The sequence below is a fragment of the Duganella aceris genome (assembly GCF_011090165.1).
In the GTDB taxonomy this organism is placed as follows: Bacteria; Pseudomonadota; Gammaproteobacteria; order Burkholderiales; family Burkholderiaceae_D; genus Rugamonas; species Rugamonas aceris.
In genome coordinates this window covers 62,311-78,475 of sequence record NZ_JAADJT010000019.1, presented here as the reverse complement: position 1 = coordinate 78,475, position 16,165 = coordinate 62,311, and the positions used below count along the sequence as shown (strand labels likewise).

Sequence of the window (16,165 nt, the reverse complement as noted above, 5' to 3'; positions counted from 1 at the left end):
TGCGCCAGCACCAGTTTGACCGCCTCGGCCCGGAACTCCGGCGTGTATGTTGTTGATTTCATGTTTTCACTCCCTTTGACAAGTTTATCAAATGGAAGTGTCCGTAAGTCTCAGGCTACCTCAACCCTCCTCCGAACACACATCGATACTGCGCTACGTTTCTCCGCCGCTTGGCTAGTCAGCGAACCCCATCAGTTCGCAATACAAGTCATCGGGGGAACAGAAATCAGAAAGATGAAGGACCGCAATGGACAACTGTTAACTGACAAATATCTTTATGAATGCATGTCTACGGAACGGCCTTGGTTACCTACTGTGTACAAAGAACTGTCGGGATATATCCACTTCTCGGGTTCTCATGTCATCTCTTCGATAAATTCGATGGATGGCGACTGTCGGGTTTCGTTTCTCGCTTCCGAACAAGATCTAGATTACCCGGAAGAGAGCTGGTTGGAAGCAATCGGCTGTTTCCGAGAATCCACCGAAATTTTGGTCAATTACTTGCACGGGTACGCAACGACCAAAGGCATGTCGCCCACACAATTCGCGGAGGCACGGGAAATATTTATGAGCTCTCGATCTATCTGACCTCGATTGGCACTGCTTTACGCCTCCCCTGTCGTCAACGGATGCGTCATGCAGGCTCCATGATGTCTTGCATGTAGCTGGGTCAAAGTTTGCAATGGTCGTTACAGTCTACCAACGATGCACAACATTTCGCGAGCCTCGCAACACATGGCCAAACTTGCTTCGGTCGCCCCCCACCTCCGACGCCCGCCGCGATGTCAATCAACGTGCCAAGCGTCAAGTCATAAATTTGTGGAATTTTTACAAATAGACGTAGAGAAACACCTGAGGACTTTGGATAGAATTCCGATCAAAAACTAAGACATAATTGTTAGCGTTCTATTCATCCACGCGTTTTAATAACTCGCCTACGAGAGGGTATGTCGAATGAAAAATATAAAAATTGCGCTCAAGAATTGTTACGGAATTCAAGCACTTGAACATGAGTTTGATTTTGTGAGCGGCGCACCTAAAAATAAAGCTTTTGCGATATATGCTCCAAACGGGTTAATGAAAACCTCTTTCACAAAAACCTTCGAACGTTTATCGCAAGGCAAACTACCTGAAGAAGAGCGTTTCAACCGCTCTGCCAGCGCAGATATAAAGATTAATGATACTACCATTGCTGCCGAAGAAATCTATGTTTTGAAATCTGAAATAGATTTACAAGAAGAAACCTCCGCCATCACCGATATCTTAGTCAATCCAGAACACAAGTCACGTTATGACGCGATCCTAGTTGATCTTGATAAACAGAAGATAAAACTAATCAACACCCTTCAAAAAATATCGGGCGTACCCAAGAAAGATGTTGAAAAATCGGTAATTGACGACGTGGGTAAGGGCGATTTTGCCCTTTGTATTTCTACGCTACTTGAACGCCCTGTTACCATTGATTATGCAGATTTACCATATAGTATAATATTTGATCCAAAAACTGCAGACTTTCTTAAGAGCGATGAATTTTTATCAGGAGCAAAAGAATTCAATTCACGATACCAAGAGCTTTTCACGCAAGAAGGTACTATATATCAAAAGGGAATATTCAATCCAGCTAGAGCCGACAACTCCTTTAACACATTGGACAAGCAAGGATTTTTCAACGCTGGCCATAGATTGCAAATGCGTGGGGACGCTGTTTCAATCGACAAAGATGAATTAGCAACAAGACTAAAGAAGATCCACGCCCGGATTGATGAAGACGAAAGCCTCAAAAAGTTGAGGGCAAACTTAGCCAAAAATGCGCAAACGCAAGCGTTATCCGATTTGTTTGAAAACCTGGACTCTACCAAAGTTGATGGTTTACTTGAGAAACTTCTCCCAGAAAATCAAAGTAGCTTCCGTTTAGATTTATGGTCTGCATACCTGCAAAATAATACCGATGCTATCACTTACATCACTCTATTCAAAGACACCAAAGACGAAATAGAGAGCATTGAATCGGAAGCTGCACAAGCAACGCCCAGATGGACAGCCGCTGTTTCATTGTTCAACAATCGATTTGTTGACATGCCATTCTCGTTATCGATCGAAAACCAGACGCAAGCAGCTCTCGGAAAGGAACGGGCGAAGCTGAGATTCATATTCAAGGATGGTTTAGATACTGTTAACTGGTCACGCTCGGAAGTGAAAACATTGAGTCAAGGCGAAAAAAGAGCTATGTATTTACTCAACTTCATCTTCGAAGTTGAAGCAAGAGTCTTAGCACAAAGAAAAACTTTATTCATAATTGATGACGTCGCAGATTCATTTGATTACAAGAACAAACACGCAATCGTTCAATATCTAGAAGATCTTAATGAACAGCAAAATCTCTATCAAATAATACTCACCCACAATTTTGATTTTTTCCGCACCCTAGCCGGTAGCTTTGTCCATCGAGAAAGATGCCTGATGGCTAACCGGCATCCTCATGGGATAATATTATCAAAAGCAGAAGGCATTAAAAATTATTTTACTGGTGTATTAAAACAAAAGGTTGCTACGAACCCTAGAGCTTTATGTGCAACAATTCCATTCACCCGAAATATATTAGAATACACCAAAGGCGATAACGACCCTGATTATATCAAACTAACATCTCTTCTTCATTGGAAATCGGACACAGATAGTATTACCGCTAATGATTATCTTTCAATATACAACGCCCTGTTTACTACCGCGCACACAGGCAATGGAAAATCAATAAAAGAAATATTATTCGAGGAAGCCGAAACGATTTCCACGCAAAGCGTTCATGCAGGTCTAAATCTTGAAGATAAAGTTTTACTTTCCATGGCAATTCGCATGAAAGCAGAGGAATTTCTTGTTAATAGAATCAGAAATTTAATCAATGATTATACTTATTGGTGCACTTCCAAAAATCAATTTGGAAACTTGATGAAAGAGCTTACACGACTTTCTCCAAATGCTGATGAAATTAAAAAATTGGAAAAGGTGAGCATTACAGTTAGCTCCAACATTCATCTTAACTCCTTTATGTACGAGCCAATTCTCGATTTGACAATTGACCATCTGATCCTACTATATACGGAAATAAAAGCTCTTCAGGCTTAAAAAGGAGGTGACGGACTTGTAGTTTCATTCCATCACCCTCTATCCCCTAGGCTACAATGTGCACCAACAGGTTTCCGGGGGAGCTCCGGTCCAGCTCCCACCTTCTGGTCCAGTTCTGGTCCTTTCTCGTCTTCATAAAATTTTCTGAAAATCACTTAGATGCGTTACGATTCAAGGCTAATGTGGGGGCAAGGAGGCCTCCCAGCGAAGGGCCAGGCGGACTTTTAATCCGTTGGTCGCAGGTTCGAATCCCGCACGGCCTACCAAGATTCATCAAGAAAGCCCACGAATTAACGTTCGTGGGCTTTTTTGTTTCTGCTCGCTCCCTGTTTAGAACGACGCCCGCACCCCGACATTGACGCGGCGGCCGACGTCTTCCAGCATCAGGAACTGGCTTTCGTTCAGCGCATACTCATGCGTACGGGCGTTGTTCAGGTTGATGAAGTCGGCATACAGCGACACCGCCGGCGTCAGGTTGTAGCGCAGGCTGGCATCGCTCTGGCCGTATGCCGCCCGGTTACGCGGCTGGGTGCTGCCGCCGCCGCAATCGACCGAGAAGTGATTCCGCCAGTTGTAGCTCACGCGCGCCTGGAAACTGCTTTTCTCATAGAACAGCGACGCGTTGTACGACTGCGGCGACAGGCCCGGATAACCACAATTCGGCGTGCCGCTGTCCACCTCGCGGCTGGCGGTCGCATCCACATAGGTGTAGTTGGCGGTGGCGCCGAAGCCGCGCAGCCATTCCACCTCGGTTTCGAACGCGTACTGGCCGGCGATCTCTACGCCCTTGATCTTGCCCTTCTGCCCGTTGCGCACGCGAGTGTCGTGCACGACCTCGCCCGGATATTGCGGCAAGGTGGTGTCTACCAGGCGCGTCTCCAGGAAGTCACGCACGTTTTTCTGGAACACGGCCGCACTGACGTAGTTGGTTTTGGACAGATACCATTCCCACGACAAATCCAGATTGTTCGACTTCATCGGCTTCAGGTACGGATTGCCGCCGCCGGCCTGTACATCGCCATAGCGGCCGCCGTAGGAATTGCTTACGCCCAACTGGTTCAGGGTCGGCCGGGTTTCGGTCTTCGAAGCGGCCAGGCGCAGCAGCATGTCGCGCGTCAGGTCGATCTTCAGGTTGGCCGATGGCAGCACGCTGTTGTAGCTATTGTCGACCATCAGCGTGGTCATCGGGCCGTAGTTAAGGATGTAGGTGGTGTCGTTCGGGCTCTTGGTGGCGGACAGCAGCACGCGGCTGGTACCCGACGAACTCGATTGCACATGCACCACCCGCACGCCGGCGTTGACCGACCAGCGATCGCCTTCCCATTTGCTGTCGACGTAGAAGCTGCTGACCTTCTCCTTCACCGCCCAGCTCGACGGCTTGGTGTAGTCGATCGCCATCGGTCCGTTCGGATAGATCGAGGTGTTGAGATACAGCGCCGGATCGTTCGACTGCGTCAGCACCGAGCGCTGGTTCAGGTAGTTCATGTAGGCATACGGATCGAAGCTCAGATAGGCGCTGGGAACTTGCGCGCCGCCACCGAGGAAGTTCTCCATCGGCGTTACCGTGAACAGCGACGATGGCAACGCCAGATGGTAGCCGCTATAGGTATTCCACGAATCGCTGTTCCACTCGGTGCGGCCGACTTCGCGCTGCGAGCGACTGAGGCCGGTGTCGAGACCTTTGAAATAGCCGATGTCGTGACTCCAGCTCAGGCCCAGGCGGCCTTCGTACAGTTTGTCGGTGTTGCTCACAATGCCGTTCGACACCGCGTGCGCACGCACCTTGGTCGGATCATCGAGACCGTCGCCGAACACGATCGATGGCGTGCTACCGAAGCTGAGCACGTCGCCATTGGTCGGCACCATGCCGGCCACCACCCACAAATCCGGCGAGCCGGAGTTGGTGCGCGAGGTGTTCAGATCGCCTTCCAGCTTCCACTCCGGCGCCAGCGCCCATTTAGAGTTGAGGCCGAACGCGCGGGTCACCGATAACCGGTCGCCGCCCTTGACGATCATGTCGTTGGAATTGGCCTCGCCCAGCAGGTTGCCGGCGCCGGCCAGCGCTGGATTGTTTGCATAGAAAGCGGCGCCCGGACGCAGCAGGCTGGCGATTTGGTTGTTGCTGCCCAGCGTCGCGCCCAGCACCTGCGGGTTGATCCAGTCGCTGAAAGCGATCACGTTGTTACGCTGGTCCAGGTGCGAGTACAGCGCGTCGGCGGTCAGCTTCCAGGTCGAAGACGGGTTGTATTGCACCGTCAGGTTACCGACCAGGCGCTTGCGCGTTTCGTTCTCCTGCTGGAAGCCGTAGCTCTGCGGGATAAAAGCCTTTCGGGTGGTGACGTCAGCCATGGTCAGGCCCTTGGAATTCAGGTCGCCGTTGATGAAGGAGACGTCGCGGTAATTCCACGCATCGGTAATCGCCTTGTTCTGCGTGGAGGCGCGGTCGGTATAGGACAGCGAGGCGTTCACGCCAAAGTTGCGCTCGGCGTTCGCAAACGAGTACAAGCCACTGACGTTGGGTGTTTTCTTTTCCGAGTTGGAATCATAGGAACCGGAGCCGTTGAGCACAAAGGCATGCCCCACCTTGCCCGACAGCGGACGCGCGGTCTGGATGTCCACCGTCGAACCGATGCCGCCCTCAGGCAGGAACGGCTGCGACGTCTTGTAGACCAGTGCCTTGGAAATCAGGTCCGAGGACAGCAGGTCGAAAGAGAACTCGCGGCCACCGGTATCGCTGGTCATGGTGCGCCCGTTGACCAGTACGTTATTGAACTCCGGTCCCAGACCGCGTACCGAGATGTAGCGCCCTTCGCCGCCATTGCGCTGGATCTGCACACCGGTCACGCGCTGCAACGATTCGGCGATATTGGTATCGGGGAACTTTCCGGCATCTTCGGCCGAGACCGCGTCCACTACGCCGTCCTGCATGCGCTTGGTGTTCAGCGACGAACTGAGCGATGAGCGGATACCACTCACCACCACGGTCGGACCGACCATGGCGTCGGCGGAGGGATCTTGGCTCTGGGCGTGGGCCGATGTCGAAATTAACAAATCGGCAATAATAGCCGCGAGGACGGTCTTACGGATATACGTGTTGCGCATCTCTATAGTCTCCAGTTTTTGAATTTTTATTTGACGGCGGATGCAGGCGCGTGAGGGTTACCGCGACTGCATGAGCGATCTTATGACAGGAGAAAGGATGCAAACTTATCATTTTTTTACAAAATGACATGCTAAAAACATATAACTCCGCAGCGCTGGATGAGCGGCAGAAGCAGAGCGTCGCCGGATCGCCATCGAGTTTCTTAGCTGAAAAGGTAGTCTCTGAGAGACGAAAAAGTTGGCCGTTCGGCGAGGACGCCGACTGACGCTACGTTTGTGTGAGCGCAATTCGCACTATTTTTGGTCTCCTATGCTGAACATTCTTTCTGCAATCAAAGGTGACCGCGATGACTTTTCCCAATAAAAACACTAGCGACAGAGCCGACTTCGACAAAGCGATGAAATCGTTGGAGAGCCAAGTGGCGAACGTCGGCGTCCATGTCACCATCGATTCCACTACGCGACTTGCCTACTCACGAGAGATCAAAGCTATGGCAAAGAAATTGGAGAGTGAAGCATTGGCAGGAAAAATAACTTGGGCTCAGGCCGCCAACCAAGCGCAGGAGACAAGAAATTTGGTCATGGAGATTTTCCGCCGGCGAAGCACGCCTGTCGGCCGAGCGATGGCCCAATATCTCAAAATCAAAGGCTACTCGCTAAACGAACTGGTCGCCCGCCACTCGATCCGGCATTACGGCGAGAATGCGCTCTTCAAAACTCTGTCCACATCGCAAAAAGATGTCGTCTACGCGTCGATCGTGAAATCCGCAGGAAGTTCAAATCTTAAAGTCAGCACAACCTTGGCGCATTTATCCTATGCTGGACGTGGCCTGATCGTCATTTCGTTAGGGATCTCTGCTTATAATATTGCGACCTCCACCGACAAAGTTTCGGCGACTGGGAAGGAGCTTTCATCAATCAGCGCGGGCATCGGCGGCGGCATTGCAGGGGGCGCTATCGCGGGTCTCGCGTGCGGCCCTGGTGCTCCAGTTTGCGTCACAATAGGCGCGTTTGTAGGCGGTGCCCTGGCTGCCTTTGGCGTCCATTCTCTGTGGTAGGAATATCGTGAAGCTCGTTCAAACTTCTGAAATTTCACTTCGCCTGATCGGCTCGCCGTTCAGCGAAGGCATGCCGCAATGTGAATTGATATTGAACCGGCATCCAAGCGGGCAGGTCATCGACGGCGCAGTGCTGGAAGCCGCTATACGATGGCGTGACCTGCTGCTCGTCTTTGTCACCGACGACATCATGCACGAAGAGACGCTGCGCATTTATCTGTTCGACGCCGACTTGCACATCGTGGATTCCGCTCAGCTTGGATGGATGTACGCCACCGGCGTCTTTTCACTACTGGAGCTTTGTCCGCCCAGCACCGTGCGCTTTCTTTTTTTCGGCGACACTGACTGGATCTTGGAGCTGTTCAGCGAAGAGGTCTTCGCTATCCCCCTAATCAAAGATCCTCGCGGCGTAAGCAGGCCGTTTCGATTTCATCGGCGGTTTCAGATTTCCGGCAACCCCAAACCGGAGTCACCGAAAAGCTCCAGGCAGGAATTGACGAATGCCCCGATGGCACCGCCGAATCAAACCCATGTACACCTCGGTAATAACAAAGAAAATCATACGGAATAGGACGCTTTGACGGCCATCGGTGCTGTCTCCACAAGGTGAACCAGATCGTGAGATTACTTTCCACCACCGAATTCGCAGCGCGGCCGGCGGCTCCCTATACTGATACCCAGTTGGCGTCTTGCGAACTGCTGCTGGACGGCAAGCCCACCGGACTGATAGCGACCGGAGCCGTGCTGGAAGCGGCTTTGGAATGGCAAGGCTGTCGACTCGCCTTCCTCACGGACGACATCCCCTTCGAAGACATGCTGCGGATTTATATGTTCGACGCTAGCATGACTTTGGTCGATTCGGCCGAGCTTGGAGCGATATATTCGACCGGAACGTTCGCTGAGCTGAGACTGCAGCCGCCGAACGCGCTGACATTTCGCTTTTTTGGCGGCACCGTCTGGCGCATGACGTTGCTCGCAGAGAAGGAATTCGCCCCGCCCTTACTTTCCGACCCCAGCGGAGTGAGCCGGAAATTCAAACTCTTCAGGCGCTTCAGGATTGAAGGCAAGCCAATACCTGAAGGAGTCTGTACATCCTAGGACCAGTAATCCGACACACACCTTCCGTCACGAGGCAGATCGTCGAAGCTATCGAAGCCGTCGAAGTGGTCGATGGGAATGTGGCCGACGGCGTCCGGCTCCGCCAGGCGCAAATTGACGGCGATACGGCGCCGCCCTCCGTCCTCGAGCTCTTTCGCCCGCCAGAAAACCATGCAGCCGCAGGACGAGCAGAAATGAAACGCCAAGGCGCGCCCACGGATGAAGCCCTTGGTCTCCCCCGTCACGCGGATTCCTTCATTTTCATAATCGTAGGCCCACAGCACGCCATAGCGGCGGCATGCGGTGCAGTTGCATACGGTGGCCCCTTCCGGCTCGCCGTCAAACTCCCAGTGCACCGCCTCGCAAAGGCAAGTACCTTTGATCATCATGTCCTCCTACTGTTTTCCGGTCCGGGCGTCCCAGCCCAGCATGGCGACCTGCGCCACCGATTCCAGCTCAGCGCGACTGACGCCGTCTCGCGCCAGGATCGACATACCGTTCTGAACGGCCTGCACGAATCGGCCCAATGCGGGGATGTCGGCCGTGGACGGGATCTCGCCGTCGGCGACCGCCCGCTCCAGACGCTCCATCAGGCGATGGAACGGCGCCACACGCGCCGCTCGCGCCAATTCTCCGAGCTCTTGATACCCTTCGCTGCCGACGGCGGAAAGCGTCACCATGCAGCCCAGCGGAACGTCCACCACCGATCCCGTCAGGAACGCGGCCGAGCCCATCAACCAGTCTTGTACCGCATCACGCGCTGTTGGGGCGGCGCAGAAATTCGTCCAACCTTCCGACTGGAAAATTTCCTGATAGTGCTGCAACGCTTCGGCGTACAACGCTTCCTTCGAACCGAAGGCCGCATACAGGCTCGGAGATGCGATGCCCATCACCTCGGTCAGATCGCTCATCGAGGTGGCTGCGTAGCCTTTTTGCCAGAACACGCGCATGGCCCGCGTCAACGCGGCTTCGCGATCGAAGGCGCGTGGACGTCCTCGCGGCGTGCGCGGCGTGTTGTTGGTTTTGATGGGGTCGTCGGTCTGCATTGGACCCAGTATACGTGCACGAGCACCCTGGCACAACCGCTGCCCACGCATTCTGTGTCGATCAACACAAAAATCATTGACATGCCTTCTTGACGGCCTTATTATTTTTGTGCCGATCATTACAAAAGGAAAAGTCATGAAGGAATTAGAAGGAAAACGTGCGCTGGTCACTGGCGCGTCGCGTGGCATCGGGGCTGCGATCGCTTTGGATTTGGCGGAAAAAGGCGCCGATGTGGTCATCACCTATGAACGCTCAGCCGACCGTGCGGCGGAAGTCGTGCGCGCCATCGAAGCCAAGGGGCGCAAGGCATTCGCCCTCCAGGCCGATAGCGCAGATCCGGCCGCGATCAAGCGCTCGGTGGATTCGGCGGCAGAGGCGCTCGGCGGTCTCGATATCCTGGTGAACAACGCCGGCATCGCTCTCTACGCGCCGGTCGCCGAAATCGGCGTGGAGCAGATCGATGCGCTGATGAATGTGAATGTGCGCGGGCCGGTGTTGACCGCTCAGGCGGCCATCCCCTACCTGAAGCAAGGCGGGCGGATCATCAACATCGGCTCCGTCGGCGCCGAGCGCATCGTCGGCGAGGGGGCGACGGTGTATTTCATGACCAAGTCCGCGCTGCACTCATTCACCCGAGGCCTGGCGCGCGAACTGGGCGCGCGCGACATCACCGTGAATCTGGTTCAACCCGGCTCGACCAATACCGATATGAATCCGGCCACTGGCGAATTCGCCGCGTTCCAGGTATCGCTGATGCCGCTGGGACGATACTCGGAGCCCCAAGACATCGCCGCAGCGGTCGGATTCCTCGCGAGTCCGGCGGCCAGGCAGATCACCGGCACCATCCTCACCATCGACGGTGGCCTGAACACCTGATGAGATGGCACAAGAAAGCCCGCGAATTTCCGTTCGTGGGCTTTTTTTGCTGGCCGTCGGATTGTTAAAATGAACGCCCGACCGGTGGTCCAGCCTATGCAAATCGTCGCGCTTTCCTCTCGCTGTAAAACGCTCGGCGCTGGCTGGGGGAAACGCTTGCGCGTGATATTTTTGTTTGCAGTGGTGGAGGCATCTGCCAGCGCCAGCGTGTGCTACGGCACCGTGGCTCACGGACGCCTGCGGGACGGCGTGCAGCTTCCCGCCGCACCAGTCGGGGGGCTCGGTCGATTTCATGGTGCCGGTACTCGACGGCGAGCGCAGGCCGACGCTGTTGCCGACGAATTCGCTGAACCACTTTGGCTACGGACTGGAATTCGATGCGACTGGATCGCTGGGCGACCTGCATATCGTGAAGGCGACGCCCTGGGTCAAGCACGATGAACACTATCACGTCGACTTTTCACTGCCGTGCCGCCCTTTCAGCGAGTACCAGACTCAGGCGACAGGAAAGAACTGAGGAGCGACCTGTCGGCGTGGTAGAATCGCCGCGTACGATATAAGCAAGGCCAGATTCCTCAGCAAAGCCAACCTTCGAGTTGGCTTTGCTGTTTTACAAAATAGAAAGCACCGCCATGACTTACGAAGAATTCCTTGATGAGGTGACAACGCTCCTCACCGAACTGTACGACCTTGACGACGAAGCCGCGATCAAGCTGGTGGTGGACGCGCAAGCCGATGATTTCTTTGTCGCCCACGACGACAAAGAAGAGCTGCGCACGGTCGCCCAAGCCAAGCTGGACGCCGCCACGATCTACCAGACCAAGCAAAACAAGAACCAAACGCAACGCAAACAGCAGCAGCGTCAAGTTCAAAAGAAAAAAACGCCCTGACTGGCGGGCGGAGGAGTGAATCGCGCGCGCGTGCCTAAGCAGTCAAAGGACGGGCGACGATTTTCGCGGCGGCGAAGTGCACGGCGCGGCCGAGTGGAACTTCGACCCAGCGGTGGAACACGGCGCCGGCGGCCAGGCTGGCGCCCCACGCGGTCAACATGCCGAATGCCTGAAACTCAGGATCTGCGGGCACAAAGCGGGTGAACGCGGCATTCACCACCAGGCAGACCGGGAAGTGAATCAGGAACACCGAGTACGAGATCCCACCCAGCTTGTTGATCAGCGGCCATGCATGGCCGTTCGAGGTCTTGATCCTGCCCCACAGGAACAGCACACACGCGACGATCAGCGCCAGCGCGATGCGGCTGCGGAACTCCAGCAGCAGCCCGCCCAGCGCCGGCAGCAACACCATCGCCGCCAGCCAGGCCACCGCGCCGGAGTTGCGGCGCGTATCGCTCGCCCACCACGCCATCAGACCGAGGCCGTAGCTGCCAAAGAAATACGGCGCCCAGTTGTCCCACTCGGCATCCAGATTAAAGTGCAACAGCGACACGGCGACGCCCAAGGCGACCACCAAGGGCATCAGCGCCGGCATGCGGCGGTTGCCCGTCATGCGCCCAACCAGCCAAAGCGCGACGACCATCACCGCGTACAACTGGAAATCGATGGCGACATACCACGCGCCGGCAGACAGCGATGCGTATCCCAGCACGCCGTGCAGCAGCAGCGCGTGCGCGCTCAGCTGGTCCCAGGTCGGTGGCGGAGAGATGGAGTCGTGCGTCATCCAGGTGGCGGCCAGCGCGGACGCGGCGGCCGCCACTAGCGTGGCGACGATGAAAGGCGGCGCCAGCTTGACGTAGCGGTGGGCGATCGCGCCCAGCGGATCGGAGAGCCCGGCATGACCCGATGGCGCCAGCGATTTGGCGGCCAAAAAGCCGCTGATGACGAGAAATACCTGAACGGCGATGCGCGCACTGCCGCCCAGCCAGTCGATCAGCGCCGGCAGCAGCGGGCGCACATGATCGGCCATCGGCCCGTAAAACGCCAAATGGTGCAAAATGATTAACTGCGCTGCGCCGGCTTTTAGCAAATTAATCAGGCCGAACTGCGTCTTTGCCGCCTCCACGGCGGGTGCTACTCGTGCTGCTGCGCTCATACATATCCCTTACCTTGCAAACCAAGGCGGGCAAATTACTCATGAATTTGCCGACCGGGCGCTATGATAGCTGAGCTTGGCAGTTGACGGCGCACACTTACATGAATGCCACTAATAATCAATCGTAAATTTTGTAAATGAAGGGATTTCAGCCGATCAGCGCTTCTTCAAGATCGAACCGAGCACGCCACGAATAATTTCGCGGCCAACCTGCGAGCCGATGCTGCGGGCGGCGGACTTGACCATCGCCTGCACCGCCGTGTCGCGCTTGCCGGTTTTGCCGAACAGGCCGCCCAGCACGTCGCCGAAGATGGAGCCGCCCTCCTCGGCGGGCGCAGGCTGCGGCGCTTGCTGTGGCGTTGGCGCGCTGCGGCCGGCCGGGGGACTTGCCTGCGGCGGCTGAGCGCCGGCGGCGACACGGCCGCTTAATTTTTCATACGCCGATTCGCGGTCGATCGCCTTCTCGTACACGCCGGCGACGATCGATCCGGCAATGGCCGCCTTGCGTTCGTTGGCGTCGATCGGGCCGAGCTGGCTGCCCGGCGGCAGGATGTAGGCGCGCTGCACGATCTGCGGCGTGCCCTTCTCGTCAAGGAAGGAGACCAGCGCTTCGCCCACACCCAGCTCGCCGATCACCTGCGCCACGTCGAGCGACGGATTGGCGCGGAAGGTTTCGGCGGCGGCCTTGACCGCCTTCTGGTCGCGCGGTGTGTAGGCGCGCAGCGCATGTTGCACCCGGTTGCCCAGCTGGCCCAATACCGTATCCGGAATATCCAACGGATTCTGCGTGATGAAGAATACGCCGACGCCCTTGGAACGAATCAAGCGCACCACCTGCTCGATTTTTTGCAGCAAGGCCTTGGGCGCCTCGGCGAACAGCAAATGCGCCTCATCGAAGAAGAACACCAGCTTGGGCTTCTCCAGGTCGCCCACTTCGGGCAGGTTTTCAAACAGTTCCGACAGCATCCACAGCAGGAACACCGCATACAGGCGCGGCGCATTCATCAGCTTGTCGGCGGCGAGGATGTTGACCACGCCCTTGCCGTGTGCGTCGGTTTGCAGCAGATCGTCGATGTTGAGCATAGGTTCGCCGAAGAACTGGTCGCCGCCCTGCTCCTCCACCGCGATCAGGCCGCGCTGGATGGCGCCGATGCTGGCGGCGCTGATGTTGCCGTAGCTGGTCTTGTAGTCGGCGGCGTTGTCGCCGACGTGTTGCAGCATGGCGCGCAAGTCCTTGGTGTCGAGCAGCAGCAAGCCGTTGTCGTCGGCGATGCGGAACACCAGTTGCAGCACGCCTTCCTGCGTATCGTTCAAATTGAGCATGCGCGCCAGCAGCAGCGGGCCCAAATCGGACACCGTGGCCCGCACCGGATGGCCCTGCTGGCCGTAGATATCCCAGAAAGTCACCGGGCAGGCGCGCCACTCCGGCGCCTCCAGCTTGAGCGACTCCAGCCGCTTGGCCATCTTGTCGCTGAGCGCACCGGCCTTGGCGATGCCCGACAGGTCGCCCTTGACGTCGGCCATGAACACCGGCACGCCGATCTCGGACAGCGATTGCGCGATCTTTTGCAGCGTGACGGTCTTGCCGGTGCCGGTGGCGCCGGTGATGCAGCCATGCCGGTTCACCAGGTTGGACAGCATGTCCAGCGAGAGCTGGTCGTTCTTCGCAATCGTCAACGCTGCCGGCATCGTCACTCTCCTGGAAAATGGTTATAAAACCATGATACCCCAGGCTTTTGAAAACTAGCGGCGGAATTTCTTCGGCTGCTTCTTGCGCGCCGCCGCGTTCTGATCCTGCAGGATGGCATCGACCCGCTCCGACGCCGCCCGGGACAATTCCTGCGCCTTGGCGATATCCGGGAAGAATTCCGGCTGACGGTAGGACAGCCACGCGTAGGCCGAGTACAAGCGGCACGAATCCTCGACCTCCTGCAGGTTCATATAGCTGAGCGGGTTCTGATGCGGACTCAGATGCGTGACCGTCTTGTGCGCCAGCGCCTTGGCCCACTTTTCCCAAGCGTTCTGCAACGACGGCACCTTGGACGAGATCGGCACCAGCGACAGCGCGAATTTTTCCGCCACCGTCAGCTCCAGCGTGTCGAGCCAGGCGGCGCGCTCGAACTGGTCCTCGGTGATGCGGGGGAAGAAGAAACCGTCCGGCACGTCGATGTTGTGCACGAAGCGCTTCAACAACTTGGCCAGGCCATGTTCGTTGGTCACCGACGAAATCCGGTACAAATGCTCCAGCGTCGGCGCCACGGCGAAACCGGTGGTCTTTAGCGGCACCGGTTTTTCGTGCAACAGCGAGCGCATCACGTTGTGGGTCTCGTTGTCGTAGCCGGCCACCAGGCCTTCCTCATGCACGCCGAAACGCCCGGCGCGGCCGGCGATCTGCCGCGCCAGCGCGGCCGGGATCTCTTCCTCTTCATAACCGTTGTATTTGACCGAGGTTGTCATCACGATGCGCGCAATTGGCATATTCAGGCCCATGGCGATCGCGTCGGTGCCGACCACCACATCGGCCGCGCCGTCGCGGAAGCGCTGGGCTTGCGCCCGCCGCACCTCCGGCGACAGGTTGCCGTACACGGTGGCCACCGACAAGCCCATTTCCGTGACCATGTCGCGCCACATCAGCACCTCGCGGCGCGAGAAACAGATCACCGCGTCGCCGCGCCGCAGATTGCTCATCTTGCGCACGGCGGTGGGCTCCATCGACAACGGCCCCTTGCGCTTGAGCACGTGTACTTCCAGCTCGCACTCCAACCGCGCGGCCAGCACCTCGATCGCGCGCCGCGCCTCCGGGGCGCCGACCAGATACACCACCTGCGCCGGCGCGCCGCAGACGGCGGCGGTCCAGGCCGAGCCGCGATCGCGGTCGGCCAGCATCTGGATCTCGTCGATCACCGCCACCTCGACCGGCGTGCGGGTATCGAGCATCTCCACCGTGCTGGCGACGTGGGTCGCTCCCGGCACCACGCGGCGCTCCTCGCCGGTCACCAGGCTGACCGCCAGCGGCTTGCCGCGCTGCTCCATGCCTTGCAGGCGCTCGTAGTTTTCCAGCGCCAGCAGCCGCAGCGGCGCCAGATAGACGCCGCTCGGCGCCTTGGCCAGCGCTTCGATGGCCTGGTGGGTCTTGCCGGAATTGGTCGGCCCCAGCAGCGCGATGAACTTGCGTTTCATGCGCCGCGCGACGTCGAACGAGGCCGGATATTCGGCCAGGTTGATGCTTTGCCGGGTGCGTTCGGCGTGCTGCTCCTCCATTTCGCGCTCGACCGCGTGCTCCAGCCGCTGGCGGATGCGGTCGAACACCATGCCGGCCGGCTCGGAAATCTGCATGTCCGCCAAGCCCTGAAGGAAAGGCGTGGCGTCCAGGTCGCAATCGTCGCAGGCGTCGGCCATTTCCTGCACAAACGCGCCGACGAAACCGTGCAGCTCGGCAGTGACATCCTCGGCGGCGCGCTCGCGCAGCAGCTGGCCGCGTGTGTCGCGGTCCATCTTGCGCCACTTCGACGGTTTGGCCAGCACGCCCTGTGCCGGCACCAGATCGTACGGCACGCGACGCCCGGCATATTCGATCACGCCGGTCACTCGCAGGAACACGCGTCCCTCGGCTTTCGCCAGTGCGATGCCCCGGGCGGTCAGGCCCAGTTCACGCATCAGATCGTCATCGTCTCCCGGATCGCCGTCCGTGGCTGGATTATGGGGCGCGGGAGAATTTGTCATGTCGTATCGGATGGGTGGACTCGGTGCGGATTATAACGCGCCGCCTTTTGTCTTTCCGCGATTTCTGGCACCATACGACGGTTTACACCGCC

Annotated in this window: 14 protein-coding genes; 8 read left to right on the top strand and 6 right to left on the bottom strand. The window is 57.0% G+C overall.

The annotated features are described in order from the left end of the window. Positions 1-588 (top strand): hypothetical protein (locus GW587_RS31100; RefSeq protein ID WP_207393689.1); only part of this gene is annotated, 588 nt, incomplete at its 5' end. Between the two features lie 366 nt (positions 589-954). Beyond that, positions 955-3,123, top strand: a complete 2,169-nt coding sequence (locus GW587_RS29065; RefSeq protein WP_166108394.1) for an AAA family ATPase — start codon at positions 955-957, stop codon at positions 3,121-3,123. Positions 3,124-3,453: 330 nt separating this feature from the next. On the opposite strand, the gene GW587_RS29060 is transcribed toward GW587_RS29065, so the two are convergent. Further along, the gene (locus tag GW587_RS29060; RefSeq protein ID WP_229259707.1) at positions 3,454-6,120 is read right to left on the bottom strand and encodes a TonB-dependent receptor; all 2,667 of its coding nucleotides are present in this window, start codon (positions 6,118-6,120) and stop codon (positions 3,454-3,456) included. Positions 6,121-6,572: 452 nt separating this feature from the next. On the opposite strand from GW587_RS29060, the gene GW587_RS29055 reads away from it, so the two are divergent. From GW587_RS29055 to GW587_RS29045, 3 genes are read left to right on the top strand one after another with little or no spacing between them, the layout of a single operon-like run. Next, entirely contained in the window at positions 6,573-7,283 is a 711-nt protein-coding gene (locus tag GW587_RS29055; RefSeq protein WP_166108392.1) for a hypothetical protein, read from the top strand. 7 nt (positions 7,284-7,290) lie between these two features. Beyond that, the gene (locus tag GW587_RS29050; protein ID WP_166108391.1) at positions 7,291-7,854 is read left to right on the top strand and encodes a hypothetical protein; all 564 of its coding nucleotides are present in this window, start codon (positions 7,291-7,293) and stop codon (positions 7,852-7,854) included. A gap of 35 nt (positions 7,855-7,889) precedes the next feature. Then, entirely contained in the window at positions 7,890-8,381 is a 492-nt protein-coding gene (locus GW587_RS29045) for a hypothetical protein (RefSeq protein ID WP_166108390.1), read from the top strand. Here GW587_RS29045 and GW587_RS29040 read toward each other — a convergent pair. Both GW587_RS29040 and GW587_RS29035 read right to left on the bottom strand, forming a co-directional pair. Beyond that, positions 8,378-8,770, bottom strand: a complete 393-nt coding sequence (locus tag GW587_RS29040; RefSeq protein WP_229259706.1) for a GFA family protein — start codon at positions 8,768-8,770, stop codon at positions 8,378-8,380. The two genes, GW587_RS29045 and GW587_RS29040, sit on opposite strands and share 4 nt — an antisense overlap. A gap of 6 nt (positions 8,771-8,776) precedes the next feature. Then, positions 8,777-9,427 carry a TetR/AcrR family transcriptional regulator gene (locus tag GW587_RS29035; RefSeq protein ID WP_166108389.1) on the bottom strand — a complete coding sequence of 217 codons (651 nt, stop codon included), beginning with the start codon at positions 9,425-9,427 and terminating at the stop codon, positions 8,777-8,779. Positions 9,428-9,563: 136 nt separating this feature from the next. Here GW587_RS29035 and GW587_RS29030 point away from each other — a divergent pair, with 136 nt between their 5' ends. The 3 genes from GW587_RS29030 to GW587_RS29020 all read left to right on the top strand — a co-directional run bounded on the left by GW587_RS29030 (position 9,564) and on the right by GW587_RS29020 (position 11,194). Beyond that, positions 9,564-10,304: an SDR family NAD(P)-dependent oxidoreductase gene (locus GW587_RS29030; protein WP_166108388.1), complete on the top strand. Its 741-nt coding sequence runs from the start codon at positions 9,564-9,566 to the stop codon at positions 10,302-10,304. 292 nt (positions 10,305-10,596) lie between these two features. Further along, a complete protein-coding gene (locus GW587_RS29025) occupies positions 10,597-10,821 on the top strand; it encodes a hypothetical protein (protein WP_207393688.1) in 225 nt (74 codons plus the stop codon). A gap of 115 nt (positions 10,822-10,936) precedes the next feature. Then, positions 10,937-11,194, top strand: coding sequence for a hypothetical protein (locus tag GW587_RS29020; RefSeq protein WP_166108387.1), 258 nt, complete (start codon positions 10,937-10,939; stop codon positions 11,192-11,194). 34 nt (positions 11,195-11,228) lie between these two features. Here GW587_RS29020 and GW587_RS29015 read toward each other — a convergent pair whose 3' ends face one another. The 3 genes from GW587_RS29015 to GW587_RS29005 all read right to left on the bottom strand — a co-directional run bounded on the left by GW587_RS29015 (position 11,229) and on the right by GW587_RS29005 (position 16,073). Next, a complete protein-coding gene (locus GW587_RS29015; RefSeq protein WP_166108386.1) occupies positions 11,229-12,350 on the bottom strand; it encodes an acyltransferase family protein in 1,122 nt (373 codons plus the stop codon). 156 nt (positions 12,351-12,506) lie between these two features. Beyond that, positions 12,507-14,039, bottom strand: coding sequence for a helicase HerA-like C-terminal domain-containing protein (locus GW587_RS29010; protein WP_166108385.1), 1,533 nt, complete (start codon positions 14,037-14,039; stop codon positions 12,507-12,509). Between the two features lie 54 nt (positions 14,040-14,093). Next, a complete protein-coding gene (locus GW587_RS29005; RefSeq protein WP_166108384.1) occupies positions 14,094-16,073 on the bottom strand; it encodes a helicase-related protein in 1,980 nt (659 codons plus the stop codon). Positions 16,074-16,165 lie beyond the last annotated feature (92 nt).

Coding starts and splice junctions, on each gene's coding strand:
- GW587_RS29005 (WP_166108384.1), bottom strand. CDS start 16,073: ATGACAAATTCTCCCGCGCCCCATAATCCAGCCACGGACGGCGATCCG.
- GW587_RS29040 (WP_229259706.1), bottom strand. CDS start 8,770: ATGATGATCAAAGGTACTTGCCTTTGCGAGGCGGTGCACTGGGAGTTT.
- GW587_RS29015 (WP_166108386.1), bottom strand. CDS start 12,350: ATGAGCGCAGCAGCACGAGTAGCACCCGCCGTGGAGGCGGCAAAGACG.
- GW587_RS29035 (WP_166108389.1), bottom strand. CDS start 9,427: ATGCAGACCGACGACCCCATCAAAACCAACAACACGCCGCGCACGCCG.
- GW587_RS29025 (WP_207393688.1), top strand. CDS start 10,597: ATGGTGCCGGTACTCGACGGCGAGCGCAGGCCGACGCTGTTGCCGACG.
- GW587_RS29060 (WP_229259707.1), bottom strand. CDS start 6,120: ATGGTCGGTCCGACCGTGGTGGTGAGTGGTATCCGCTCATCGCTCAGT.
- GW587_RS29030 (WP_166108388.1), top strand. CDS start 9,564: ATGAAGGAATTAGAAGGAAAACGTGCGCTGGTCACTGGCGCGTCGCGT.
- GW587_RS29065 (WP_166108394.1), top strand. CDS start 955: ATGAAAAATATAAAAATTGCGCTCAAGAATTGTTACGGAATTCAAGCA.
- GW587_RS29055 (WP_166108392.1), top strand. CDS start 6,573: ATGACTTTTCCCAATAAAAACACTAGCGACAGAGCCGACTTCGACAAA.
- GW587_RS29010 (WP_166108385.1), bottom strand. CDS start 14,039: ATGCCGGCAGCGTTGACGATTGCGAAGAACGACCAGCTCTCGCTGGAC.
- GW587_RS29020 (WP_166108387.1), top strand. CDS start 10,937: ATGACTTACGAAGAATTCCTTGATGAGGTGACAACGCTCCTCACCGAA.